The 25,876-nt window shown below is 33.3% G+C and carries 24 protein-coding genes; 19 read left to right on the forward strand and 5 right to left on the reverse strand.

Features of this window, described 5'->3' with window-relative positions:
• Positions 1-9 precede the first annotated feature (9 nt).
• The 7 genes from U5A88_RS09990 to U5A88_RS10020 all read left to right on the forward strand — a co-directional run bounded on the left by U5A88_RS09990 (position 10) and on the right by U5A88_RS10020 (position 7,292).
• On the forward strand, positions 10-720 hold the full coding sequence (locus U5A88_RS09990) for a membrane or secreted protein (RefSeq protein ID WP_354206046.1): 711 nt from the start codon (positions 10-12) through the stop codon (positions 718-720).
• An 84-nt stretch (positions 721-804) separates the two neighbouring features.
• Positions 805-2,097 (forward strand): DEAD/DEAH box helicase, encoded by a 1,293-nt coding sequence (locus tag U5A88_RS09995; protein ID WP_354206048.1) that lies wholly within the window; start codon positions 805-807, stop codon positions 2,095-2,097.
• 17 nt (positions 2,098-2,114) lie between these two features.
• Positions 2,115-2,597 carry a CIA30 family protein gene (locus U5A88_RS10000; RefSeq protein WP_354206050.1) on the forward strand — a complete coding sequence of 161 codons (483 nt, stop codon included), beginning with the start codon at positions 2,115-2,117 and terminating at the stop codon, positions 2,595-2,597.
• A gap of 44 nt (positions 2,598-2,641) precedes the next feature.
• Positions 2,642-3,325 (forward strand): SGNH/GDSL hydrolase family protein, encoded by a 684-nt coding sequence (locus U5A88_RS10005; RefSeq protein ID WP_354206052.1) that lies wholly within the window; start codon positions 2,642-2,644, stop codon positions 3,323-3,325.
• A gap of 4 nt (positions 3,326-3,329) precedes the next feature.
• Positions 3,330-4,385, forward strand: a complete 1,056-nt coding sequence (locus U5A88_RS10010; protein ID WP_354206053.1) for an alkaline phosphatase D family protein — start codon at positions 3,330-3,332, stop codon at positions 4,383-4,385.
• An 89-nt stretch (positions 4,386-4,474) separates the two neighbouring features.
• Positions 4,475-6,079, forward strand: a complete 1,605-nt coding sequence (locus U5A88_RS10015; protein WP_354206055.1) for a beta-N-acetylhexosaminidase — start codon at positions 4,475-4,477, stop codon at positions 6,077-6,079.
• Between the two features lie 88 nt (positions 6,080-6,167).
• Positions 6,168-7,292 carry a glycoside hydrolase family 18 protein gene (locus U5A88_RS10020; protein ID WP_354206057.1) on the forward strand — a complete coding sequence of 375 codons (1,125 nt, stop codon included), beginning with the start codon at positions 6,168-6,170 and terminating at the stop codon, positions 7,290-7,292.
• 70 nt (positions 7,293-7,362) lie between these two features.
• Here U5A88_RS10020 and U5A88_RS10025 read toward each other — a convergent pair whose 3' ends face one another.
• Positions 7,363-8,496, reverse strand: a complete 1,134-nt coding sequence (locus U5A88_RS10025) for a hypothetical protein (protein ID WP_354206059.1) — start codon at positions 8,494-8,496, stop codon at positions 7,363-7,365.
• A 113-nt stretch (positions 8,497-8,609) separates the two neighbouring features.
• Here U5A88_RS10025 and U5A88_RS10030 point away from each other — a divergent pair, with 113 nt between their 5' ends.
• From U5A88_RS10030 to U5A88_RS10040, 3 genes are read left to right on the forward strand one after another with little or no spacing between them, the layout of a single operon-like run.
• Positions 8,610-9,017, forward strand: a complete 408-nt coding sequence (locus tag U5A88_RS10030) for a hypothetical protein (protein WP_354206061.1) — start codon at positions 8,610-8,612, stop codon at positions 9,015-9,017.
• 5 nt (positions 9,018-9,022) lie between these two features.
• A complete protein-coding gene (locus U5A88_RS10035) occupies positions 9,023-9,679 on the forward strand; it encodes an outer membrane beta-barrel protein (protein ID WP_354206062.1) in 657 nt (218 codons plus the stop codon).
• Between the two features lie 43 nt (positions 9,680-9,722).
• On the forward strand, positions 9,723-10,460 hold the full coding sequence (locus U5A88_RS10040; RefSeq protein WP_354206063.1) for an alpha/beta hydrolase: 738 nt from the start codon (positions 9,723-9,725) through the stop codon (positions 10,458-10,460).
• A 2-nt stretch (positions 10,461-10,462) separates the two neighbouring features.
• Here the strand turns inward: U5A88_RS10040 and U5A88_RS10045 are convergent, their stop codons facing one another.
• Complete coding sequence (locus tag U5A88_RS10045) at positions 10,463-11,740, reverse strand: UDP-N-acetylmuramoyl-tripeptide--D-alanyl-D-alanine ligase (RefSeq protein WP_354206065.1); 1,278 nt, start codon at positions 11,738-11,740, stop codon at positions 10,463-10,465.
• A gap of 71 nt (positions 11,741-11,811) precedes the next feature.
• Entirely contained in the window at positions 11,812-13,596 is a 1,785-nt protein-coding gene (gene gldJ, locus U5A88_RS10050; protein ID WP_354206067.1) for a gliding motility lipoprotein GldJ, read from the reverse strand.
• A gap of 262 nt (positions 13,597-13,858) precedes the next feature.
• On the opposite strand from gldJ, the gene porU reads away from it, so the two are divergent.
• From porU to U5A88_RS10095, 9 genes are all read left to right on the forward strand, one after another.
• The gene (porU, locus tag U5A88_RS10055; RefSeq protein ID WP_354206069.1) at positions 13,859-17,332 is read left to right on the forward strand and encodes a type IX secretion system sortase PorU; all 3,474 of its coding nucleotides are present in this window, start codon (positions 13,859-13,861) and stop codon (positions 17,330-17,332) included.
• Between the two features lie 37 nt (positions 17,333-17,369).
• Entirely contained in the window at positions 17,370-18,509 is a 1,140-nt protein-coding gene (gene porV / locus U5A88_RS10060; RefSeq protein ID WP_354206071.1) for a type IX secretion system outer membrane channel protein PorV, read from the forward strand.
• Positions 18,510-18,571: 62 nt separating this feature from the next.
• The gene (cdd, locus tag U5A88_RS10065) at positions 18,572-19,054 is read left to right on the forward strand and encodes a cytidine deaminase (protein WP_354206073.1); all 483 of its coding nucleotides are present in this window, start codon (positions 18,572-18,574) and stop codon (positions 19,052-19,054) included.
• 17 nt (positions 19,055-19,071) lie between these two features.
• Entirely contained in the window at positions 19,072-19,452 is a 381-nt protein-coding gene (locus U5A88_RS10070; RefSeq protein ID WP_354206075.1) for a group III truncated hemoglobin, read from the forward strand.
• A 207-nt stretch (positions 19,453-19,659) separates the two neighbouring features.
• On the forward strand, positions 19,660-20,721 hold the full coding sequence (locus U5A88_RS10075; RefSeq protein ID WP_354206077.1) for a 3-oxoacyl-ACP synthase III family protein: 1,062 nt from the start codon (positions 19,660-19,662) through the stop codon (positions 20,719-20,721).
• A gap of 68 nt (positions 20,722-20,789) precedes the next feature.
• A complete protein-coding gene (locus U5A88_RS10080; protein WP_354206079.1) occupies positions 20,790-21,029 on the forward strand; it encodes a DUF7672 family protein in 240 nt (79 codons plus the stop codon).
• 3 nt (positions 21,030-21,032) lie between these two features.
• Positions 21,033-21,599 carry a hypothetical protein gene (locus U5A88_RS10085; protein WP_354206081.1) on the forward strand — a complete coding sequence of 189 codons (567 nt, stop codon included), beginning with the start codon at positions 21,033-21,035 and terminating at the stop codon, positions 21,597-21,599.
• 230 nt (positions 21,600-21,829) lie between these two features.
• Entirely contained in the window at positions 21,830-22,537 is a 708-nt protein-coding gene (locus U5A88_RS10090; protein ID WP_354206082.1) for an MlaE family ABC transporter permease, read from the forward strand.
• Positions 22,534-23,304 (forward strand): ABC transporter ATP-binding protein, encoded by a 771-nt coding sequence (locus U5A88_RS10095; protein ID WP_354206084.1) that lies wholly within the window; start codon positions 22,534-22,536, stop codon positions 23,302-23,304. The genes U5A88_RS10090 and U5A88_RS10095 overlap by 4 nt, the downstream gene beginning before the upstream one ends.
• 30 nt (positions 23,305-23,334) lie before the next feature.
• Here U5A88_RS10095 and U5A88_RS10100 read toward each other — a convergent pair whose 3' ends face one another.
• Both U5A88_RS10100 and U5A88_RS10105 read right to left on the reverse strand, forming a co-directional pair.
• Positions 23,335-24,762, reverse strand: coding sequence for a TIGR00341 family protein (locus tag U5A88_RS10100; protein ID WP_354206086.1), 1,428 nt, complete (start codon positions 24,760-24,762; stop codon positions 23,335-23,337).
• Between the two features lie 30 nt (positions 24,763-24,792).
• Positions 24,793-25,842 (reverse strand): mannose-1-phosphate guanylyltransferase, encoded by a 1,050-nt coding sequence (locus U5A88_RS10105; RefSeq protein ID WP_354208171.1) that lies wholly within the window; start codon positions 25,840-25,842, stop codon positions 24,793-24,795.
• Between the last annotated feature and the right edge of the window lie 34 nt (positions 25,843-25,876).

Raw genomic sequence — 25,876 nt, forward strand, 5'->3', positions numbered from 1 at the left:
AAAAACATTATGAAGAACGTATTATTTTTACTCGTTTGCACTTTCTTATCCTTTAGTAGTAACGCACAAAGTTTTATTGGTGCTTGGCAAACCACAACCACTTCTGAAGACGGTGAACAAATAAAAAATGTTGTCATTTTTTCAGAAGGGTATCAAGTATTAACAGCATTTAATGCTAAGACAGGAAAATTTATAATGACCAATGGAGGCTCATGGAAACTAGAAGGAGATACTATGACAGAAAAAGTAGAATTTGACACAAATAATCCTGAACGTGTTGGAACTGAAGTAAGCTTTAAAGTTTACAACAAGGATTCTATTATGGGTATTGTTGGTGATAAAGCAATATGGAATAGAATTGATAAAGGTGACCCAGGGAAACTTCAAGGTGCATGGTTAATGTCGGGTAGAATTAGAGATGGTAAAACACAATCACGAGATACTAATAGACCAAGAAAAACTATGAAAATTTTGTCTGGCACTCGTTTTCAATGGATAGCTTACAACACAGAAACAAAACAATTCATGGGAACAGGCGGTGGAACTTATACAACCATAGATGGGAAATATACCGAAAATATAAAATTCTTTTCAAGAGATGACACCAGGGTAGGTGCTAGTTTAGAATTTGATTTTAGTATGAAAGATGGTAAATGGCATCATTCAGGTTTATCTAGTAAAGGAGACCCAATTCATGAAATATGGAGTTTAAGAGAATAGTATTTTCTTGTTACCTATTTATCTTTCCAAAAACACTATCCTATCCATTCCAGAAACCCTACCTTTGTCAGCTTATAAAATTCTATGACATTTAAAGACTTAGGCTTAATTGAGCCAATTTTAAAAGCCTTGAACCAAAAAGGCTATACAAACCCAACACCAATACAAGAACAAGCTATACCCATTCTACTGAAAGGAAAAGACCTTATGGGTTGTGCACAAACGGGTACAGGTAAAACGGCCGCGTTCGCTATTCCAATTTTACAACATATTTATAATAAGAAGCAACAAGGTAGCGATAATAAAAAAATCAAAGCCCTAATAGTTACTCCTACACGTGAGTTGGCCATACAAATTTTTGATAATTTTAAAATTTATGGTAAAAATACGGGCATTAAATGCAATGTGATTTTTGGTGGTGTAAAACAAGGTAAACAAACGGCTGCTCTAAGGCAAGGTGTTGATGTTTTGGTAGCTACTCCAGGCCGATTATTAGACTTGATGAACCAAGGTTTTATCAGCTTACGCGATATTGAGTATTTTGTATTAGATGAAGCCGACCAGATGTTGGATATGGGCTTTATTCACGATATTAAAAAGATATTGGCAAAATTGCCACACCAACGGCAATCACTTTTCTTTTCGGCTACTATGCCCAAAAGTATTGTGGACTTATCTAGAAAAATATTAGGTGATTTTGATACCGTTACGATAAAACCTGAACAAGCAACCGCTGAAAGAGTTGAACAGGCCATTTACTTTGTCCATAAAAAAGCAAAAATAAAATTGTTAATTCATTTGCTGGAAACGCAATCCATAGATTCTACGTTGGTTTTTTCAAGAACCAAGCACGGTGCTAATAAGATTGTAAAATTGCTTGATAGAGCGGGAATAAATGCTGCTGCAATTCACGGTAACAAATCGCAAGGAGCTAGAGTAAAAGCTTTAGAAGGTTTTAAAGATGGTCAAATTAAAGTTTTGGTGGCCACGGATATTGCTGCTAGAGGAATTGATATAGACGAATTGGCTTTGGTAGTTAACTATGACTTGCCAAATATTTCAGAAACATATGTGCATAGAATTGGCAGAACAGGGCGTGCTAAAGCTAGTGGCGTTGCTGTCTCTTTTTGCGATAAAGACGAAAGGGCTCATTTACGCGATATTGAAAAATTAATTAGACAGAAAATACCCGTAATTGCCGAGCATCCTTTTGTAGATTTTGTGGATAATAATCCGCAAAACGAAGAGAGGTCAAGGATGCATAATCGACCGAGAAACTCTTCTAACAGAAATAGGAACAATAGGAATAGAAACAATAATAAGGGCAATAATAACAATCATAAAAAAAGGAGTCAATCAAATTCTAGGAATAGATAAAAGGCGACAAATCAATTATGCAAATTTTTGATTTTAATAAAAATAGTGATATATCAGATTGGAAAATAACCAACGATGTGGTTATGGGTGGAGAATCCGAAGGGCATTTTATACTGAACGAAAACGGTCATGGTGTTTTTAAAGGCAATGTATCTTTGGAAAATGGTGGTGGATTCTCATCTGTTAGTTATCAATTCGAACCTATTAGAGTTAAACAGTATTCAAAAATCATTCTTAGCCTCAAAGGTGATGGCAAAATGTATCAATTTCGGGTAAAGGTTGACAGAACACAACGTCATTCATATAATTATAAATTTGTAACTAACGGCAATTGGCAAACTTTTGAAATTCCGCTAGCAAAATTTTACCCCATATTTAGAGGTAGAAAATTGGACTTACTCAACTTTTCTGAAAACATTATTTCGGAAATTACATTTTTAATTGCCAACAAAAGCGAACAATCGTTTGAATTACAAATTGCAAATATCAGTTTGGAATAATTGGCTATATTTACCTCAACAATCATTTAGCAAAATCAACTCACGTGAAAAAATCACTACTTTTACTACTCATGTTTTCCATTTTTTCTAATAATTCCGTTAAGGCTCAAGACTGGCCTAATCTTAACAAATATAAAAAAGACAACGCCTTTTTAGGAAATCCACACCAAGATGAAAATCGAATCGTGTTCATGGGTAATTCCATTACTGAAGGCTGGTTACAGTTAGATTCTACTTTTTTTGAGAATAAAAACTATATCAATAGAGGTATTGGCGGACAAACGACACCGCAAATGTTGCTTCGATTTAGAGCCGATGTTATCAATTTAAAACCAAAGGTTGTTGTAATTTTGGCAGGCACTAACGATATTGCTGGCAATACTGGCCCAATGAGTTTGGAAATGATTATGGATAATATTATTTCTATGTGCGAATTGGCATCTGCAAACAATATTAAAGTAGTCTTGTCTTCGGTACTTCCTGCTTTTGATTATCCTTGGCGAAAAGGTCTAAAGCCTAACGAAAAAATCCCAGAACTGAATAGACTCATTAAACAATATGCGGATGATAACAATCATGTTTATTTAGATTATTTTTCAGCTATGGTCGATGATAAAAATGGATTGCAAAAAAAATACACTTATGATGGTGTACACCCCAATAAAGAGGGATATCAATTTATGGCTCCGCTGGCCAAAGCCGCTATTAAAAAATTATTAAATAATTAGTATTATGATCAAACAAATCTCTTTTTTTATTATCACATTGGTTTTCATTTCTTGTCAATCTACGGCACAACAGCAAGAAAAACAACTCACTAAAATTGCATTTGGCTCTTGCGGGCATGAAACGCATCCATTGCCCATTTTTGATGTAGTGGCAAAGCATAATCCTGATTATTTTATTTTTTTGGGAGATAATATTTATGGTGACACAAAAGATATGGACGTTCTAAAGGCAAAATATCAAAAACTTGCCGATAAACCTACCTATCAAAACCTTAAAAAAAACACTGAAATCTTAGCGACTTGGGACGATCATGACTATGGCTGGAATGATGCTGGGAGGCATTACCCATTTAAGAAAGAATCCAAAGAAATATTTTTAGAATTCTTTGAGGAGCCTAAAAATTCTGAGCGGAGAAACCATGAAGGAATTTACACTTCTTATATGAAAGAGATCGGCAATAAAAAAATGCAAATCATATTATTGGATAACAGAACGTTTAGAGATGATGTTAAAAGAAATTCTGGCGAGTTTAAAGATGATAATCGTTATTTTTATGGTCTTGATTATGCCCCATATAAAACAGCAGATTCTACATTTTTAGGTGAAGCACAGTGGGAGTGGCTAGAAAAAGAACTACAAAAGCCGGCAGATTTAAGAATTATAGGTTCTGGTTCTCAGTTTGGTATTGAATTTAATGGTTACGAAGCTTGGGCAAATTTTCCGAATGAGCAAAAACGGTTGCTAAGCCTTATAAAAAAACACAAAGCCAACGGCGTACTTTTTATAACTGGAGATGTGCATTATGCTGAAATATCTAAATTGAAAGAACCCGATTTGTATCCCATTTACGATGTTACGTCAAGCGGACTTTCCTCCACTTGGCATTTTGCAACACCTAACAAAAACAGAATTGAAGGACCAGTAATGGAAAATCACTTTGGACTCATTACTATTGACTGGGCAGCGAAAATTCCTGAAATAAAAATGGAAGTGTGGGATATTAACGACAATCAACGTTTTGAATATACCATTAATTTGGATGAGATAAGTTTTAAATAATGCTATTCACTCTAACAAAGTGGTCATTCATCTAATTATATAATGGATTAAATTTTCATTGATTATTTTTATCCCATAAATTAATCATTATGAAAACTAAAGCGTTCTATTCTTATTTTTTAATTGTTTGCATTGGATTTATGGGCTTGTCCTCTTGTGAGACAAAAACCAAAAAACTTGCTATTCCAATGAATTTGGAAAATCAACAAGTAATACCCAAACCTGTATCAGTTAAAGCCACAGGTAGTTCTTTTGAAATTACTAATAAAACCGCGGTAATTTATCAAAACGAGCAAACCAAACCTATTGCCAATTATTTAGCCGAAATGTTACGTCCCGTTACGGGCTTTGACATACCGGTTAATGTAATGGAATCAAAACCATCTTCTGATCACATATTTTTAACCTTGACGGACAGCATATCAACAGATCAAGGTTATGAATTGGAAACCAAAGAAAATGGTATCATAATCAAAGCAAATAAACCTGCTGGTATATTTTACGGAGTACAAACGTTGCGTCAATTGCTTCCAGCAAGCATAGAAAAAAATTCTAAAATTTCAGATACTTTATTTGTGGCTACGGGTACAATTAAAGACAGTCCATCGTACGGTTATCGTGGAATGATGTTGGATGTTGCCCGTCATTTTTTCGGGGTTGATGATGTAAAACGTGTAATTGATCTGCTATCTATTTATAAAATGAACCGCTTGCACATGCACCTTTCCGACGATCAGGGATGGCGTATTGAAATAAAGTCATGGCCAAAACTAACAGAAATTGGAGGTAGTAGCGAAGTTGGCGGTGGCGAAGGCGGCTTTTACACCCAAGAACAATATAAAGACATTGTTAAATATGCTCAAGATCGTTTTATCACTATAGTGCCTGAAATTGATATTCCTGGTCATACTAATGCGGCATTAGCATCATATCCTGAATTGAATTGCAATGGTAAAGCAACAAAATTATATCATGGTACCAAAGTGGGATTTAGCACATTATGTATAGATAAAGAAATTACTTATAAATTTATTGATGATGTTTTTGGTGAATTGGCTGCCATGACGCCAGGAGAATATATCCATATTGGAGGAGATGAATCGCATGTAACTCCCATGAAGGACTATATTCCGTTTATGAACAGAGCTCAGAAAATTGTTGAAAAGCATGGAAAAAAAGTAATTGGTTGGGATGAAATCGCTCATGCTGAATTATTACCTAATACCATAGTTCAGTATTGGAAAATAGGTGAAAATGCCCGAAAGGGTATTAAGCAAGGTGCTAAGGTGTTAATGTCTCCGGCCGAAAGAGCGTATTTAGATATAAAATATGATTCTATTACCGAATTGGGATTGACCTGGGCAGGACTTACAGAGGTAGATGATTCTTATGATTGGGCATTGGAAACGTTTGAAGAAGGTGTCTCAAAAGAAAATATTATCGGTATTGAAGCTCCGTTGTGGACAGAAACCGTTGAAACCATAGATGATATAGAATATTTGGTGTTCCCCAGAGTGATAGGATTGGCTGAAATAGGGTGGACACCAACTTCACAAAGAAGTTGGGAAGATTATAAGGTAAGATTAGGAAATCACAAAGACCGGTTGGAAGCTTTGGATGTAAACTATTATCCATCTAAACTTGTACCATGGAAATCAGTTACTGATTTACAAAAGCACACCATTACAAAGTAAATTTTAGCCAGAACAACACACTTTAAAAACGGAATTAAAAGCCAAGCTAAAATTTTTTTACTTGGCTTTTTTAGTTAGCACTTATTTTATGAAACAAATTTTAAAATATATTCTCCTCGGTATTCTATTGATTGGTTGTTCTGAAAACAATAAAAAAAAGGACTCAAAGGTACCATCAGATGCCAATTTTAAAGTGATTGCTTATGTTCATGGATGGAATAATATTTTAGAAACCCACAAAGAAAAAGCCAATCAAATTACCCATATTAACTATGCTTTTGCCAATATAAAAGATGGTAAGGTAGTTGAGGATAAAAGTTCTGATACAGAGACACTAAAAAAACTAAATGAATTAAAGCAAGTTAACCCTGCTTTAAAGATATTGGTTTCGGTTGGCGGTTGGTCGTGGTCCAAAAATTTTTCAGACGCCGCTCTTACTGAACAGTCTAGGGAAGTTTTTGCCAATAGTGCAATTGCTTTTATGCAAAGGCACAACATAGACGGTATTGACTTAGATTGGGAATATCCAGGTCAAATTGGTGATAATAATACCTTTAGATCAGAAGATAAAGAGAACTTTACAGCCATTCTTAAATTGATTCGTGAAAAATTAGAGGCCATAAGGCCCAATACCTACTTATTGACCATTGCAACGGGTGCAAATCAAAAATACCTTGACCACACCAATATGGCGGAAGCTCATCAATATTTGGATTTTATAAATATTATGACTTACGATTATTTTACTGGAGGAGGAAGTAAAACGGGGCATCACTCAAATTTATTTGCTTCATCATTTAACTCTAATGGGATTAGTTCAGCAAAGGCAGTTGAGCAACATGTAAATGCTGGTATTCCTATTGAAAAATTAGTATTAGGCGTTCCTTTTTATGGCAGATGGTGGAAAGGTGCAAATGATGAAAATAATGGATTGTATCAAGATTCTTCGGGCGAAAGAGGTGGATATAGTTTTAAAGAAATTGAAGAAAAATATATTAATACAAACGGATTCGAAACTTTTTGGGACGATTCGGCCAAAGCACCCTATTTATGGAATGCCACCGAAAAACAATTTGTAACCTATGAAGATGCAAAATCGTTAAAGCATAAGATTGACTATATAAAAGACAACAAGATGGGTGGTATTATGTTCTGGCAATTATTTGGCGATAGTGGCACTTTATTAAATATTATTTCGGATAATTTGAAATAGTATTTAACCTATAGTGCCTGTTTAATTGTTAATAAAACCAGATTTTTTTCAGCAGGATATTTGTTGTTATTTATTCGGCTTTAGAATACTCTTTATAAATAGCATCTTTAAATACTTCCCAATGGCCATCAGTCATACGGTCAGCGTTAAATAAACAAATACCCGCAGCTCCATTTATCATAGATTGTTCAATAGCATCAACCATTTCATTTGGTGTTAATCCATGATCTTCTGGATCGGGACGATCCGCTCTTTCACCTGGAAATGGAGTAATAAACAATCCACTATAAATAGGTTTTTTACCATTTACAGAGGCTACTTCTTCTTTAACCATTTCTCCTACCCATTTTGCATCTTTTAAATAAAAATCGTTATAATTCATAGGAAAAACAGCATCTAAATTCCACTTGTTCCACTCTTGCCTTACTAATTTCTTGGCAATGGTTGGTCCAGGGAAAACAGCTGCATTTATCTTTTTATTTTTGGCATGTACTACTTCGGCAAGTCTATTCACCATATTGGTAATCAAATCATACCGAAATTGCTTCCATTCTTGAATTTGTGAAGGATCTTCGGCTTCTTTTATATCAATATCCGTCTTTTCTTTAAAGTCAGTTACACATTCATCACAATAACAGTAATCATATTCTGGAAATTCTCTATCCATTACCAAATCATACTTTTCCCATAATCCTTCTGCCAAAATAACATCAGGAAAACGAATATAATCTAAATGAATACCATCAACCTCTTCAACATCTGCTACACTACCGTATAAATCTGCTAAAAACTTATAAACACTATCCTTACTCGGGCATAAAAATTTATAATGTGATGCATAAGCGGGTTTTTCAAAAGCAGATTCTCCTTTGCCATTAATAGCATACCATTCAGGCTTTAATTTAGGATTTTCTTGTTGAATCATAGTTGGTATCCAAGTATGGAACTCCAATCCAGCATCTTTTGCAATTTTACCGACACGTTTATATGTTGCCGGGTCATGCCCCCCATGATACATAAGACCATCTATACCGTGGTCTTTAAAACCTTTAAACTTGGTTGTCAATTCACCATCTGTCGCTTCACCTGGACCACCAGTCCATGCGTAAACAGGAATTTTAGTTTTGGGATCAACTGAATCTGGTTTGTCTTTACAGGACAACACCACTACAAATACTAAAAGAAGAGTGAGAATTTTATTCATTACAAAAGGTTGATTAAATTAAGTGCTAAAGATATAAAATTTAGGATAAACTTTTTTATTAAAAAAAAAGCAACCCTTTTTTTAAACTAGTATCTAATCTTTAAAACCAAACCATGAAACGACTTATAATAATTTGCCTTATAATAACAGGCCTGACTTCTTGTACGGATGAAGATGTTTATTTAAAAAATACAGAGTTAATAGGCAAATGGAAATTAATTGAACACTATTTAGACCCTGGTGATGGTAGTGGTACTTTTATGCCAGTTAACAGTAAAAAAACCATTGAATTCTCTAAAAAAGGCATAGTTAAATCTAATGGAACGCTTTGCACAATTAGTAGCGAAACTGGCAGAGTGAGTCTTGGAATTTTCAATGACAAAGATGGAACAATAACTCCAAAAATAGGTTGCAATTCTTCTGGATATAAAATAAATTACAAACTCGTTGATGGCAAACTACAATTATGGTATCTGTGTATTGAAGGCTGTGCCCAAAAATTTGAAAAAATTAGTAATTAATAATTATGTCAAAAATATTTCAAATACAGTTGTTCGTTTTTCTCTTTGGCATTGGGTTTAGCTTACATGCTCAAGAAAACACTAAAGAAACACCCATATTATCCAATCAATCTTTAAAAAAAATAAAAATTGGTTTGTTTTATTCATTAGATAAGAATTTGAGTGATAAAAGTCAATCTACTAGCAAATATGAAGGGTATGCTGCAGAATATAATAAGCACAATTACAGTTTAGGTACCGAAATTGAATACAAACCAAATTCAAAATTTTCTATCCAATCTGGACTAACTTATTCAATTAGAGATTTTACAGGCACTTTTTATTGTCATGTTTGTGATTTTATTGCAGCTCCTCAACCTGAGGATATAAATCAGCAATTTTTAGAAATACCGCTAACAGCCAAGTATTATTTTTTATCAAAAAAAGTTTTACTTTTTGCTGAAGCTGGCTTTATAAATCAATTTATCATAAAAAACAAACTGAACGAAAACAATTATAATGCAAATGCCAAGGCAGCATTAGGAGTTGGTTATCAATTTGACAATAGTTATAGTATTGAAATCTCTACTAACTATCAAAGTGGAATTTCTAATCTATACAAAAATTCAAATTTTAAACAACAACTTTTAGGATTTAAAGTTGGAATTAAAAAAGAATTGTAACCTAATTAAATTTATTACCTTAGGAGCATAAATATATTATCATATGCGTTTTTTTCTTTTACTTATTAGTGTTTTTTATTTTTCTGCTATTTCTGCTCAAGATTCAAGAACAAACTCTAACACTATTACATTTTATGCAAAAGATTCTGTAGTTATTACCGCAGACACTTATTTTATAGAAGGTATCCCTCCAACTGTTTTATTGTGCCATCAGGCTGGATATAGCCGTGGCGAATATATTGATACCGCAAAAAAGCTTAACGAATTAGGTTTCTCTTGTATGGCCATTGACCAACGTTCAGGCAAAGGCGTAAACGGGGTAATTAATCAAACGGCAATTGATGCGGATAGTAAACTAAGAAATGTGGGGTATGCTGGAGCAAAACAAGATGTTGAAGCTGCCATAGATTTTTTATATAATAGCAATGGTAATAAGCCAATAATTTTGGTGGGCAGCTCCTACTCCGCTTCATTAGCCTTATGGATAGGTAGTGAAAATGATAGAATTAAAGCCGTTGCCGCTTTTAGCCCTGGTGAATATTTAACAGGAACCAATTTAACAAAAACCATTAAATCTATAGAAGTGCCAATTTTTGTAACTTCTTCTAAAAGAGAAGTTAGGCCAGTAGAAAAGCTCGTTAGTAAAATTAAGCCTGATTTGGTAACCCAATTTAAGCCAGAAGTAAAAGGTTTTCATGGATCTAAAGCATTATGGAATAAAAATGAAGGCCATCAAAATTATTGGGATGCTTTTAAAGCTTTTTTATTAAAATACAAATAGAATTACAACAACTCTAACACTCTTTCTAAAGCCATACTCCTAGATGCCTTAATTAATAGGGTAGTATTTTTTACTTTAAGATTTGGGAAATGTTTTTTAAAATCATCAAAAGATTTAAAAAGTGTAATGTTTTTATCTGGACTAGAGCATTTATAAAAATTTTCACCAATTAGGTATGTCTTTTCCAAAGATAGCTCCCCAATCATATCAATAATAGCTTGATGTTCATATTCAGCCGTATCACCTAATTCGAACATATCTCCCAAAATTGCAATTTTAGATTTATCAGATAATCCAGATAAGTTTTCTAAAGCAACCTGCATACTTGATGGGTTTGCGTTATAAGCATCTAGAATAATTTTATTGGAATTTTGTAAAATAATTTGTGAGCGATTGTTAGTCGGTACATAATTTTCTATAGCATCTATACAATCCACCTCTTTTATATTAAAATAACTACCCATAGCCAAAGCAGCTGCAATATTATTAAAATTGTAAGATCCTATCAATTGGCTTTTAACAACTTTTTTATTGAATTCAACATGTACAAAAGGATTAGCTTCTATAAAATTTATTGGGAAGTCGGAATTGCTACCACCAAAAGTGACCTTCTTGATGTCTTTTGTTTTTTCTAATTGCAATGTATCATTTGTATTAACAAAAGCTTTTTTATTATGCTCTTGTAAATACCTATATAATTCAGACTTACCTTTTATTACGCCTTCTACACTACCAAAACCTTCTATATGGGCTTTACCAAAATTAGTAATATAGCCGTAATCTGGTTGTGCTATGCTGCTCAAAAATGCTATTTCTTTTATGTGATTGGCTCCCATTTCAACGATTCCAATCTCGGTTTCTGGTGTCATAGAGAGTAATGTTAATGGCACACCAATGTGATTATTTAAGTTCCCTCTTGTGGCAACGGTTTTATATTTTTTTGAAATTACGGCATTAATTAGCTCTTTGGTAGTCGTTTTACCATTGCTACCGGTAAGACCAATAATGGGAATATTAAGCTCATTTCTATGATAAGTCGATAATGCCTGCAAAGTTTTTAGTACATCTTCTACCAAAATAGTATTTGGTTGCGTTTGATAAGTAGCTTCATCAACGATAGCATAGGATGCTCCTTCACTTAAAGCCTTTTCAGCAAATTTATTGCCGTTAAAATTATCCCCTTTTAAGGCAAAAAAAAGGCATCCTTTTTCAATTGTACGTGTATCAGTTGAAACTAGGTAAGACTGTTTATAAAGTTGGTAGAGTTCTGAAATGTTCATTGGCTAAAACTAAAAAAAAACTCAATACAAAATGTATTGAGTTTTAATTATTTATTTAATTGATAACTTTATTATCTTCTTGGCTCTTTACGTCTTCTTTTATAAGACATTGCTCCTAACTTATCAGTGGCACATCTAAAGCCGATATAGTTGGTTGCCATATACTCTGGCAGATATCTACGTTGTGCAGGGTCTAACCAATAAGCTCTATCTTTCCAAGAACCTCCTTTGTAAACTCTAGACTCATTGCTAATCAACGTATTTCTCTTTTTGGTATCGTACTGCTGAATGATTAATCCGCTTTCACCAATTTGCTTAGGTGTTTGGGGTGAATTATACATTCTAGGTGCATTTTCCATATCTTCTTCATCTTGATAATAATTTCTAGTTGAAGCTAAGTCCCCATCATTAATAGCAATATTATCAGCTTTTTCATAATTAGGTCTCATAAAAGCATCACGCTTAGTAATTGGCACATATTTAATACTTCCAGGTAAATCTTTTGGAACGATCTTACCGTTATCTAATGTATCAAATTCTATACTGTTATAATCTACTACTACTACTTTACCTTCTTCATCAATTAAAGGTTTTTTAAATACATTCCCTCTAAAATAATTAAAGTCGTTTGCTTCGTTATCAACTATAGGTCTGTATACATCTGCTACCCATTCTGCAACGTTACCGGACATATCATATAAACCAAATGCATTAGCATCGTAAGATTTTACTTTGATCGTAATATCAGCCCCGTCATTACTCCAACCAGCTAAACCACTATAATCACCTTTACCTTGCTTAAAGTTAGCCAATTGATCGCCACCTCTTCTTCTAGACTCATCTCTAGTAGATGTTCCGTTCCAAGAGTATTTTTTTCTACCTCTAATAGTATTGTATTCTCTATTTTCAATTTCTGCTTTTGCAGCATACTCCCATTCAGCTTCAGTCGGTAATCTAAAACGTTGTGTTAACAAACCGTCAGATGTTTTTACATGACGACCTGTAAAACCTTGATCAGATTTTCTTGATCTTCTATCTCTTCTTGATGGTTTTGAATCATCATCACTTGCAGCATCATCTACATCAGAATTTCCAGCATTTTTATCCGCTTTTCTTTCTTTTCTACTTTTCTTTTTAACTCTATCATTTGGATCTGGCAAACCTCTTCCGTAAATATCTTCATTACCATCAAATAGTAAATCAGGATTTGCTAAATAGGTGCCCGTGTCAAATCTGTTTTTACCTTCTACAGTTACAGAATCCATATCAAACAAAGACTTTAAAACACCTTTGTCCATTAGTATTTTTTCATTAACTCTATCAGTTCTCCATTTACAGTATTCTGTAGCTTGTAACCAAGATACACCTACAACAGGATAATCAGAGTAAGATGGGTGACGCAAATACGCTTCAGACAACAACTCATTAAAACCAAGAGCATCTCTCCAAACCAATGTGTCTGGCAAAGCAGATTGATAGATTTTTCTGTAATTGTCATCAGCAGGAGGATATACCTTTTCTAGATATTGTAGATAAAACAAATATTCTAAGTTTGTAACCTCAGCTTCATCCATATAAAATGAACGTACTTGTTGTTTTGTCGGTGTAGTATTCCAGTCGAACATTACATCATCTTGCACACTACCCATGGTAAATGTACCGCCTTCAATAAGTACCATTCCTGGTGGTACTTTTTGACCAGAATAATTAGTGTTAGCCGTAAAGCCACCATAAGTTGGATCGTTAAATTTCCAACCTGTAAGTTCAGAATGTGTTCTGGACTTTTTGCCACAACCTATTAAAGTAGCTGCTGCTAGTACTGTTAACAAAACTTTGTTTCCGATATACCTTCTCATATTTAAACTTCTTAATTTATTTATTTTTGAGTTGAATCTTCGGCATTAGGGGTCTAATTTTTGGACACATTATGCCTATTAATGCTAGTATAACGATAGTTTTATTTCTTTATTATATGTTGTGTTATAAAAAATAGTGTTAATTCTGTTAAATTTACGGACACATAAAATAAACCCTTAATACAAGCTGTTTAATGTTTAATATTAATATTAACAAAATATAAAATAAGTATGTTTAACTTGCGTTCCGTTTAATATATTTATGAACTCGTTCCTTTTGAAAAAGTTTGCTACTCACTTAATATACCTATTATATATAGTTCCTTTCCTTGTTTATTCACAAAACACGGTTAGAAATACTATATCTGGACTAAAATCTTTTTCTACCGTAAAAAATTCTGCTCTCTCTCAAGGTACATGGTACAAATTTGCGATTGATACTACTGGTGTTTTTAAAATTGATAGATCATTTTTACAAAGCTTAGGTGTAAATACTAATGAAATTAATCCAAAGAATATCAAAATTTTTGGTAATGGCGGGCAATTATTACCACAATTAAATAGCGATTTTAGATACGATGGATTGCAAGAAAATGCCATTTTCGTAAAAGGCGAAGATGACAATAGTTTTGATAATAACGACTACATATTGTTTTATGGAGAAGGGGCACATAGTTGGGATATAGTTCCATCTCAACCTAATCAAAGTAGGCATATCAATAATATATATAGTGATAAAGCTTATTATTTTTTGACTGTTGACAACGGAGCAGGAAAACGTATTACCAATGCTACCGAAATTACTACTGCGGCTACACAAACCATTACAACCTATAACGATTACGATTTTATTGAAAATGACAATACAAATTTATTTGCTAACGGTCAACAATGGTTTGGTAAAGACTTAAGTTTTGAAAATACAACGACAAAAATATTTCAATTTGAGAATTTAGATACTACCGAACCTATATCAGTTAGAGTAAGAGGTGTAGCTATCTCTTCTACCTCATCTTCTTTTGAGGTCAAAATAAATGGTCAAAATTTAATGACTATTAATATCCCAGCAATTCCCTCAACACCAGGCAATCTGACTTTAGCAATTCCCCGAGAAGGTTTGCAAACTACAACTGTAGGCAGTATTCCTATTGAAGTTGAAATTACTTACAATAACAATAGTAACCCTTCCGCAAAAGGATACTTAGATTATGTAGAAATAATAGGTGTTAAAAAACTAACTGCTAATGGTAAACAGTTCGCTTTTAGAAATTTTGATGCTTTAAGCAACCCTTCAATTATAGAATATCAAATTGAAAACAACAATAACATATATCAAGTATGGAATGTTACCGACCATATCAATCCTCAGATTGTATTGAATCAATCTAGCTCTGGTCAGTTTAGTTTTAAATCGAATGGTGGTTCATTACAAGAATTTATTGTATTAAATGAAAATGATTACTACGAACCCGAAATTATTGACCAACCTAAAATCCCTAATCAAAATTTACACAACCTAAAAGATATTGATTATGTAATCATCACTCAAGATTTTTTAATGAATGAAGCGGAACGGTTGGCTACTTTTCATAGAAATAATCCCAATTTAACCGTTCAAGTTATCAATTTAGATCATATTTATAACGAGTTTGGTTCAGGTTCTCCTGATTTAACAAGTATTCGTGACTTTATAAGACATTTATATATTAATGCGTCAACTGATGAAACCAGAGTTAAGTATGTTTGCCTGTTTGGCGATGCATCTTATGATTTTAAAGACAGAATCAATGATAACAATAACATTGTCCCATCCTTTCAATCTTTTGAGAGTTTTGATTTAGCTCGATCTTACGTTACCGATGATTATTATGGCATGATGGATGAAGATGAAGGAAACTTAAGTAATACCGATAAACAGGATGTAGCCACTGGTAGGTTTCCAATATCTACTCTAGACGAGGCCAAAACAACCGTTGACAAAACATTAAATTACTACAACACCGAATCTTTTGGAGACTGGCGTAATAAAATCACTTTAGTAGCAGATGATCCAGACGTGGCTAGTGAATTTGTGTTACAAGAAACGGTAGAAAAATTAGCTGATACCATAAAAAATAGAAGACCTATCTATAATTTATCTAAAATTTATGCTGATTCTTATGTACAAGAAACTTCAGCTGGTGGCGAACGATATCCTGAGGTGAATGAAGCCATAAATAATGCTGTTGAAACAGGTTCATTGGTCATTAATTATTTTGGTCACGGAGGTGAAGACGGCTGGGCAAATGAGCGTATTTTAGAAGTATCTGGAATTAATTCTTGGAACAACCTCAATAAATTACCTTTATTCATAACTGTGACCTGCGAATTTTCGAAGTTTGACAATCCACTCAGGCCAACTGCGGGCGAATCCGTTTTTTTAAACCCCAACGGAGGTGCTATAAGTTTAATTACTACCACACGTGAAATTTTTATTAGTGTTGGACAGCGTTTTAATGATATATTAACTAAAAAACTGTTTGGATTTAATGGTGAAGATTTTACCATTGCTGAAGCATTGATGGCTATGAAAAATGACCCGTCAGCACCAAATAGCAGTCAGCGTTTATTTGTTTTTTATTTAGGTGACCCTGCAATGAAACTGGCTCGTCCAAAACCTAGTATTAAGCTTACTCAAATGAACGGACAAAACATCGCTTCAGCTACCGACACACTTAAAGCATTATCAAAAATAAGTTTAGAGGGTGTTATTACCGATGCAGCTGGGAATAGCTTGACCGATTTTAACGGAGAACTTTCCGCTACCATTTTTGACAAATCAGTTGACAGAATAACCTTAGACAACAATAACTTCGGCAACAAACTCACTTTTGACGCCATAGAAAGTAAAATTTTTAGAGGAAGAGCATCCGTAAAGAATGGTATATTTAATTTTGATTTTATTGTTCCAAAAGATATTAGAATAGCTTACGGTAAATCAAAAATAAGCTTATATGCCGATAATGATAATATTGATAAAGGAGGTGTAAATCAAGAAGTTGTAATTGGTGGTATAGACCAAAATGCACCTGAAGACAATATTGGTCCAACTGTTCAACTTTTTATGGATGACGAATCTTTTGTAGATGGAGGTAACACAAGTGAATCGCCGCATTTAATTGCTGTTTTAGAGGACAGTTCTGGTATCAATACTTCCATTACTGCAGTTGACCATGATATTGTAGCAATTTTAGATGGCGATCAGGCCAATCCGTTTATATTAAATGACTTTTACGAGACCGAGTTAGACGACTTTACCAAAGGGAAGGTGAAGTTTCCATTTCGCAATTTAGAACCAGGTCTGCACACCATAAATTTTAAAGTTTGGGATACATACAATAATTCATCAGAAGCTACGTTAAATTTTGTTGTAGTAGATAACAGCGATTTGGTATTGAGCAATGTTCTAAATTATCCTAATCCTTTTATAAATTATACAGAGTTTTGGTTTAATCATAACAAACCAAATGAACCGTTAGAAGTTCAAATTCAGATTTTTACAGTTTCTGGTAAACTAATTAAAACGATCAATCAAAATGTACAATCTGAAAATCTATCTCGTTCGATTTCATGGAATGGTTTAGATGACTTTGGTAATAAAATTGGAAAAGGGGTTTACATATACAAGCTCAATGTAAAATCGACACTAACAAATACTAAAAACGAAAAATTTGAAAAACTTGTCATTTTACAATAAAGTGAATACGTTCAAAACCCCTAACTCAACTATTCTAATGAAAAATTTTCTTTTACTAATCTTAGCTTTTTTGTGCGTTAACATTGCTACTGCACAAGAAGAACCTAATCCGATAACAACGGCCGCTCCGTTTTTAACGATAGTGCCTGATGCACGTGCTGGTGGTATGGGTGACATAGGCGTGGCTACCAAGCCCGATGCCAATTCTCAACATCACAACCCTGCAAAGTTTGCTTTTTCACAATCTCAATTTTCTGTAGGTGTTAATTACACGCCTTGGTTGCGTAACTTAACCAATGATGTTTTTGTGAGTAGTTTGGCGTTCTCAAATAAAATAAATGAGCAAAGTGCTTGGGGTGCTAGTTTAAAATATTTCTCGTTAGGCACAATTGATTTGACTGATACAGGTGGAAACCCAATAGGAACAGAAAACCCGAATGAATTATCTTTTGATGGGTCTTACTCGTTAAAATTAAATGAAACTTTTGCCTTAGCCGTGGGTGTACGTTATATACGTTCAGATTTTGCTTTAAAGGTTGAAAATTCTGACTTAAAAACAGTAAATACTTTTGCTGTTGATGTTGCCGGCTATTACCAATCAGAAGAAAAAAATTATGGTAATTTTAATGGTATTTGGAGAGGTGGATTTAACCTTTCTAACATTGGACCAAAAGTTACCTTAACAGAAGGTGGCAGAGAAAGTTTTATACCTACCAATTTAAAATTAGGAGGTGGTTTTGAATTTATATTAGATGATTTAAATTCGGTTACTGCTAATTTAGAGTTTAATAAATTATTGGTACCTACTCCACCGATAAGAGATGAACAAACTGGTGAAATTATAGATGGTAAAGATGATGATGTAGGTTTTTTACCTGGTATGTTCCAATCATTTGGAGATGCTCCAAATGGTTTTAGCGAAGAACTTAAGGAATTTACTTGGGCATTGGGTGCTGAATATATGTATGACAACACTTTAGGTTTACGCCTTGGTTACTTTAACGAAAATGACTTAAAAGGAGCTCGCAAATATTTTACGTTAGGAGCCGGATTCAAATTCAAAAGTTTAAATTTAGATCTCTCTTATTTAATAAACTCTTCAGATGTTAACAATCCGTTGGAAAATACCTTGCGTTTTTCATTAACTTTTAATTTTGGAGATTTATTTGATTATTAAGAATCAAACAAATAATATAATATCAAAAATCATTTTAGTATTTTAGCTAAAATGATTTTTTTATGCAAAAAATTCAAACTACAACTGAATATATTCTTTACAATACTGTTGATGAATTAGATAATGTTGCTAAAGATTTAATGGCTGAAGCAGTAAAGGCTAGAGAAAAGGCTTACGCTCCCTATTCAAACTTCAGTGTTGGTGCAGCTATTTTATTGGATAACAATACAATAGTTACAGGTAACAATCAAGAAAATGCAGCATTCCCTTCTGGTTTATGTGCCGAACGTGTTGCTATTTACAATGCTGGAGCAAATTACCCAAAAAATAAAATTAATACCATTGCTATTTCTGCAAGTTCTACCAAGCATAAAGTTAACAAGCCTGTTGGACCTTGTGGTGCATGCAGACAGAGCATAGCTGAATACGAAAACAAGCAAAAACAATCCATAGCCATTTATTTTATGGGAGAAGAAGGACAAATTGTTAAAGTAAATGCTTTAAAAGATTTGCTGCCTTTTGGATTTGATGAGAGTCTTCTCTAAAATACGGTTTCATAGTTATGCAAGACATTAAAAATAGAAAAGACATTCATTTTTTAATTAGTGAATTTTATAAAAAATTACTTTCAGATGATTTGGTACAACATTTTTTTGAGGATATTATTAAACAAGAGTATTTAGAAGAGCATATCGAAATTATTACCGATTTTTGGAATGGTATTTTATTCAATGTCCCAGATTACAAAAGAAATGCTATGCAGCCACATCTTATATTAAACCAAACCAAGCCTTTTAAAAATAAACATTTTAAAAGATGGTTACATCATTTTAACACCTCTATAGATGATAATTTCAAAGGCGAAAAAGCAGAAATGGCAAAAACAAGAGCGTTATCCATTGCAACAATTATGGAAATAAAAATGAATAAAAAATTTTCTTAATTTAAAAGAGAACTTCAGCCAATCAAATACTAAATCAGAAATTTTTTATTTACCTCACCCGAAACTGTCGAAAATGTCATTTTCGACCTCTCCGAAGGAGAGGTAAAATTGAAAATATCTTAATATTAAAAATAAAGAAATAGCTAATCTTTATTAATCAGGTTTATTAAGTTATCTTAGCTGGTGGAAAATATATAAGCCCCTACTATGAACTCAGTTATCACCGGAACCGGTAGTTACATTCCTAAAATAATAAAAAAGAATGCAGATTTTATTGATGAACGTTTTTATGACGCTAATAATGAACCTTTTGAAGCTTCTAATGCCGTTATAATCGAAAAGTTTAAAGCCATTACTGGTATTGAGGAACGACGTTATGTCAATGACAATATGGATTCTTCAACTATAGCAACCTATGCTGCTGAAAAAGCAATTGAAGATGCCAATATTGACCCCGAAGAATTAGACTTTATTATTCTAGCTCAAAATTTTGGAGACATAAAAAAGGAGACCATCCAGACAGATATTTTACCAAGTTTGGCGGCAAGGGTAAAGCACAATTTAAAAATAAAAAACCCTAACTGTGTTGCATATGATATCATCTTTGGATGTCCAGGATGGGTACAAGGTGTTATACAAGCTGATATTTTTATAAAAGCCGGTGAAGCAAAAAAATGTTTGGTTATTGGTTCAGAAACCTTATCAAGAGTATTGGATATGCACGACAGGGATTCAATGATCTATTCTGACGGTGCCGGAGCTTGCATAGTGGAAGCAAAAGAAAATAGTGATTCTAAGATTTTAAGTCATGCTTCGGCCTCCTATACTCTTGATGAAGCCAACTATTTATTTTTAGGAAAATCTAACATCCCCAATACCGATCCAGGTGTACGATATATAAAAATGCATGGTAGAAAAATCTATGAATTTGCCTTAAACAACGTACCAAATGCCATGAAAAAAGCATTGGATAAAGGTGGTGTCTCCATAAGTGAAGTTAAAAAAGTATTTATCCATCAAGCGAATGAAAAAATGGATGAAGCTATTATTAAACGCTTTTTTAGATTGTATAAAACTGCCGAACCTGAACATGTTATGCCTATGAGTATTCATAAATTGGGTAATAGTTCTGTGGCAACTGTACCTACACTATTCGACATGGTAATTAAAGGAAAGCTTGAAAATCATGAGTTGAAAAAAGGTGATGTTATTATTTTAGCATCGGTAGGTGCTGGAATGAATTGCAATGCGGTGGTTTATAAATACTAGACACTAGATTTTAGATATGAGACATTAGACTTTAACTACCCTGATCTATAAAATTACAACTTAGTATTATGTTAAAACTCTATATCATTGGGATTTGCATTTTAATTATTGCCATATTGGCTAATGCCATTATTGTGAAAATTGGATTAAAGTCTTGGTACGATTTTTTTGAACTACTGAATCAATTAGGTACTGAAGCTTTTTCTAAACTTTCTATCTTAGATTATTTATGGTTGTTTGTTGGTTACCCTTTTGTGTTAGGTTTGGGATATTTGATTGGTTTGAGAGTTTATAATTTTATTTTTTAGATTATGACGGAAAGAGAATGGGTAAAAAGCATTTGCGAAGATTTAGAAAAAGAACTGAAAATCTTTAATGATAATTTAAGGGTTAATGAGTCCAAAAAACTACCCTACTCCAGTGAAGTTCTGGAGTATAAGGACGATCAACCATTCAGGCAAAATTATTTAAAATATGAAACTGACTTTTTGGTTTATGAAGTTTTGGATGAATGTTTATGGAAACCTAGAGTTATTATAGAAGCGAAAATAAATAGTATTACTACACATGACGCAATTACTTATAGTCAGAAAGCTCAAACACATAAAAATGTTCACCCATATTTGCGATATGGAATCTTAATTGGAAATAGGAAACACCATCCATTACCGGGCAGATTGTTTAGACACGGACAACACTTTGATTTCATGCAGTCCTGGAAATCCTATGAAAGTGATAATAGTGAATGGCTACAATTAATAGAAATATTGAAGAGTGAAATCGAAGCAAGTTATGCATTAGAGGAAATAATCTTTAACTCTAGAGCAAAAAATAGAGTCAAATATACTTTATTACATAGACCTCTAAGGCTTCAGTAGAAATCTAAGTCTATTCCTCCAAGACCTCCTCAATCACCTTACCTGTATTGGTATTTGGAGAAGTAATTTCTTAATGGATAAGATTTTATATTTATCTCAAAATTAAGGCTTTTTTTACATTTAATATTATATTTTTGATAATTGATATGAGAATTAACGTTAATTCGTTTCCAACACCATAAAATTACAATTTGATCAACTATTTTAAATATATTGGCAAGTATTTTCTTATGCTAAAAGAGGTTTTTAAAAGGCCTCAAAAAGGTTCTATTTTTAGAGAATCTATATTTAAAGAAATAGAAGACTTAGGAATTAGCTCCATAGGAATCGTTGCCTTTATTTCCTTTTTTGTGGGTGGTGTAGTTGTTATTCAAACAGCGTTAAATTTAGACAACCCGTTAACGCCAAAATACCTTATTGGGTTTGCCTCAAGAGAGTCGTTAATTTTAGAATTTTCCCCTACGCTAATTTCAATAATACTGGCCGGTAAAGTAGGTTCGTATATAGCTTCAAGCATAGGGACTATGCGTGTCACAGAACAAATAGATGCTCTTGAAGTGATGGGTGTAAATTCGCTTAATTATTTGGTGCTACCTAAAATTATTGCCAATGTTTTCTTTTATCCCTTTGTGATTATTATCAGTATATCACTGGGTATTTTTGGCGGATGGGTTGCTGGTTATTTAACAGGTTTGGTAAGCTCAACAGATTATATAATGGGTATTAGAAGTGCTTTTGATCCATTCCATTTAGTATATTCTATGATTAAAACATCTGTTTTTGCTTTTGTAATTGCTTCTGTGCCTGCCTATCACGGATTTTACGTAAGTGGTGGTGCCATTGAAGTGGGTAAAGCTAGTACACGTGCCGTTGTGTGGACGAGTATTGTTATTATTGTATTAAATTACTTTTTAACACAAATGTTATTAGGAAAATGATTGAAGTAAAAAACTTATTTAAAGAATTTGACGGCACTCCTGTATTAAAAGGTATAGATGCCACCTTTGAAAACGGAAAAACTAGTTTGGTTATTGGAACGAGTGGTTCTGGTAAAACCGTTTTTTTAAAATGCATGTTGGGTTTACTTCATCCAGAAAAAGGAGATATTTGTTATGATGGAATCAATTATAAGGACATGGGTGATGATGAAAAACGCGATTTAAAAAAGGAAATTGGCATGGTTTTTCAAGGAAGTGCATTGTTTGATAGTTCTACCGTTGAAGAAAATGTTATGTTTCCATTAAAAATGTTTACCGAACAACGGTATGAAGAAAAATTAGAACGCGTTAATGAAGTACTAGCAAGAGTAAATTTAGAAAATGCCAACAAGAAGTTTCCTGCAGAACTTTCTGGAGGAATGCAAAAACGTGTAGCCATTGCAAGAGCAATTGTAATGAACCCTAAATACTTGTTTTGCGATGAACCTAATTCAGGATTAGACCCTAAAACTTCTACAGTAATTGATAATTTAATTCAAGAAATTACCAAAGAATATAATATCACCACCATCATCAATTCGCATGACATGAATTCGGTTATGGAAATTGGCGAAAAAATTATTTTAATGAAACATGGTGTTAAAGAATGGGAAGGTACAAGCAACGAAGTTTTTAAAACTGATAACAAATCGCTGGTAGATTTTGTATATTCTTCAAACCTGTTTAAAAAAGTAAGAGAAGCTCAATTGAAAGAAGGTGGTTTGTAAACTATTTTTTTTAGAATACAACACACCGTTTTACTCCCTAATAATCTTTAAGGTATCTAAAGCTAATCTCGTTTTCAGCCAAAGTTTCAATTTTGCTTCTTGTTGGTTTATTTCCTGTTGTTTCAGCTCTTTTTTCCATTCAATACTAAAAAAAGCGATGGAATCAATCTTAGAAAAATCTGTTACCACTTTTTTAGCATAACTCATTTTTTCAATACCTTCATAATTAATTTTTGCTTCTTCACTAACTGACTGAAAAGGGATTTGATCTTTATAAAATTTATTAAGCTCACTCTCGAGTAATCGTATTCTATCTTCCTTTTCCTTTATACTTTCATCACGTGAAGTAATAATTTTTTGGTTTTGAGAATATAGTTCTTGAAGATTTTTAACCTGTTCAATCATTTCGGTATCGTCCTGTTGTTGTATTTCAAGCTCCACATCTTCTAGACCTAGTTCAACCATCCTGTCTTTCCAAATATCTACTTTAGCATCAGACACAGAATTAAACAAAGGTAACGTGATTCTCCTATTAGCATAATCAATATTTTTATCATCCTCACCAATAATAGACACCCCATTTTCCTTTAGCTCAACCACGAAAGATTTTGCAGTCTTTTTAAATTCATTTTCTCTAAATAAGTTATAAAATGAAAATATACTACCTGCTAGTATAATAAAAGCAACAATTGATGCAAACTGACCGATGCGTTTACGTTTGGCGGAATTGATGTACTTTACCATCGGAAAACGTAAAAACTTAACGATAACAAATGTAGAAAGGGCTATAAAAATAGAATTGATAATAAATAGGAACATGGCTCCAAAAAAGTAGTTCAACTGCCAGGTTGCCAATCCATATCCCGCGGTACATAAAGGCGGCATCAAGGCCGTGGCAATAGCCACACCCGCTACGGTATTGGTCTGGGGCTTGGGTCGGCTCATAGCAACAATAAGTGCCAAGCCACCCGCAAGAGCTATAAATACGTCCCTCACATCTGGTCTTGTTCTAGCTAAAATTTCTGTAGTTGCATCTTGAAATAAAGGAATACTAAAAAACAGAAATGAAGTTAACAAACTCAACACCACCATAACACTTAAATTGACCATAGATTTCCGTAACGTATCAATATCGTTTATACCTATGGAAAGTCCAATACCCAAAATAGGCCCCATTAAAGGAGCTATTAGCATGGCACCGATAACAACAGCAGTTGAATTGGCATTTAATCCTATAGAGCATATAATGATAGAGAAAACCAAAATCCATGCAGTGTGTCCTTGCATGGAAATATTATCTTTTATCATCTGCACTGTCCCTTCTTTATTGGTGTCGTGCTTTATATTTAATAATTCAACAAGAAATTCCTTTACTCCACCCAAAAGACCGGTAGCCTGTTTTTTGGCTTCTTGCTTTTTTATCTCAAGATCAACTTCAACTTTATTATTTTCTTCCATGGGGTCAATGTTTTTTCTGCTGAAGCAGTTTTATACTAAATCATCACCAAACTTATCTTTTACCTCTGCAACTATTTGTTTTATGTCTTGTTCTTTATTTTTAGGATAAATCAATAATACATCATCCTTATCAACTACAATAAAATCATCAAGACCCTGAATGATAACGTGTTTGTTTTTTGCAGTACGTATCATGTTATTCGATGAATCCTTTAATATAGTATTAGCATTAACTATTGCATTTTGCCCTTCTTGTTTTTCAAGTTTATCATATAATGAGCTCCAAGTACCTAAATCGTTCCATCCAAATTCTACGGGCAAGGTGTAAATATTTTCTGCCTTTTGCATAATACCATAATCGATAGAAATATTTTCTGCCTTCTGGTAATTATCTTTTATAAAATCATCTTCAAAATCTGTATTATACGCTTTATTTCCTTCGCAAAACAACCTGCTCATTTCAGGCAAATAATACTCAAAAGCTTTACTTATACTTTTGACGCTCCATATAAATATTCCTGCATTCCAGACATAATCACCGCTTTCCAAAAATTTTGTAGCCGTTTCAAAATCAGGCTTTTCTGTAAAATTAATTACTTTTTTTATTTCTGCATCATCATTTTCAAATTTTATATAACCATAACCAGTATTAGGGTTACTTGGTTGAATACCCAGGGTCATTAGCATATCGTTATGCTCACAAGCATCAAATGCTGTTTGGATGTTATTGACAAACTCCTGTTCATCTTCTATCCAATGGTCTGAAGGTGCAACAACCATTACTGCATTAGGGTCTTTTTGCTTAATTTTTAATGCTGCATATAAAATACACGGAGCTGTATTTCGCATGGCAGGTTCTAACAATAATTGGTTTCCCGTACAATCTGGTAATTGTTGCAACACTAGTTCTTTGTATTTAGCGTTGGTGGCGATTAGAATGTTCTCTTCAGGGATTAATTTTGCAAGCCGTTTAAAAGTACGTTGCAATAGAGAGTCTCCTTTCCCAAGCATATCATGAAACTGTTTGGGAAACTGTGAAGTACTTACTGGCCAAAATCTTGAACCTACACCTCCTGCCATTATAACTGCGTAATAATTTTTCTGCTTCAAAATA

Origin of the sequence: Aureibaculum sp. 2308TA14-22, assembly GCF_040538665.1 — a bacterium.
GTDB lineage: Bacteria > Bacteroidota > Bacteroidia > Flavobacteriales > Flavobacteriaceae > Aureibaculum.

Coding starts and splice junctions, on each gene's coding strand:
- U5A88_RS10030 (WP_354206061.1), top strand. CDS start 8,610: ATGAAACGACTTATAATAATTTGCCTTATAATAACAGGCCTGACTTCT.
- cdd (WP_354206073.1), top strand. CDS start 18,572: ATGCAAAAAATTCAAACTACAACTGAATATATTCTTTACAATACTGTT.
- porU (WP_354206069.1), top strand. CDS start 13,859: ATGAACTCGTTCCTTTTGAAAAAGTTTGCTACTCACTTAATATACCTA.
- U5A88_RS10025 (WP_354206059.1), bottom strand. CDS start 8,496: ATGAATAAAATTCTCACTCTTCTTTTAGTATTTGTAGTGGTGTTGTCC.
- U5A88_RS10015 (WP_354206055.1), top strand. CDS start 4,475: ATGAAAACTAAAGCGTTCTATTCTTATTTTTTAATTGTTTGCATTGGA.
- U5A88_RS09990 (WP_354206046.1), top strand. CDS start 10: ATGAAGAACGTATTATTTTTACTCGTTTGCACTTTCTTATCCTTTAGT.
- U5A88_RS10040 (WP_354206063.1), top strand. CDS start 9,723: ATGCGTTTTTTTCTTTTACTTATTAGTGTTTTTTATTTTTCTGCTATT.
- U5A88_RS10075 (WP_354206077.1), top strand. CDS start 19,660: ATGAACTCAGTTATCACCGGAACCGGTAGTTACATTCCTAAAATAATA.
- U5A88_RS10080 (WP_354206079.1), top strand. CDS start 20,790: ATGTTAAAACTCTATATCATTGGGATTTGCATTTTAATTATTGCCATA.
- U5A88_RS10045 (WP_354206065.1), bottom strand. CDS start 11,740: ATGAACATTTCAGAACTCTACCAACTTTATAAACAGTCTTACCTAGTT.
- U5A88_RS09995 (WP_354206048.1), top strand. CDS start 805: ATGACATTTAAAGACTTAGGCTTAATTGAGCCAATTTTAAAAGCCTTG.
- U5A88_RS10010 (WP_354206053.1), top strand. CDS start 3,330: ATGATCAAACAAATCTCTTTTTTTATTATCACATTGGTTTTCATTTCT.
- porV (WP_354206071.1), top strand. CDS start 17,370: ATGAAAAATTTTCTTTTACTAATCTTAGCTTTTTTGTGCGTTAACATT.
- U5A88_RS10020 (WP_354206057.1), top strand. CDS start 6,168: ATGAAACAAATTTTAAAATATATTCTCCTCGGTATTCTATTGATTGGT.
- gldJ (WP_354206067.1), bottom strand. CDS start 13,596: ATGAGAAGGTATATCGGAAACAAAGTTTTGTTAACAGTACTAGCAGCA.
- U5A88_RS10085 (WP_354206081.1), top strand. CDS start 21,033: ATGACGGAAAGAGAATGGGTAAAAAGCATTTGCGAAGATTTAGAAAAA.
- U5A88_RS10105 (WP_354208171.1), bottom strand. CDS start 25,842: ATGGCAGGAGGTGTAGGTTCAAGATTTTGGCCAGTAAGTACTTCACAG.
- U5A88_RS10070 (WP_354206075.1), top strand. CDS start 19,072: ATGCAAGACATTAAAAATAGAAAAGACATTCATTTTTTAATTAGTGAA.
- U5A88_RS10090 (WP_354206082.1), top strand. CDS start 21,830: ATGCTAAAAGAGGTTTTTAAAAGGCCTCAAAAAGGTTCTATTTTTAGA.
- U5A88_RS10100 (WP_354206086.1), bottom strand. CDS start 24,762: ATGGAAGAAAATAATAAAGTTGAAGTTGATCTTGAGATAAAAAAGCAA.
- U5A88_RS10000 (WP_354206050.1), top strand. CDS start 2,115: ATGCAAATTTTTGATTTTAATAAAAATAGTGATATATCAGATTGGAAA.
- U5A88_RS10095 (WP_354206084.1), top strand. CDS start 22,534: ATGATTGAAGTAAAAAACTTATTTAAAGAATTTGACGGCACTCCTGTA.
- U5A88_RS10035 (WP_354206062.1), top strand. CDS start 9,023: ATGTCAAAAATATTTCAAATACAGTTGTTCGTTTTTCTCTTTGGCATT.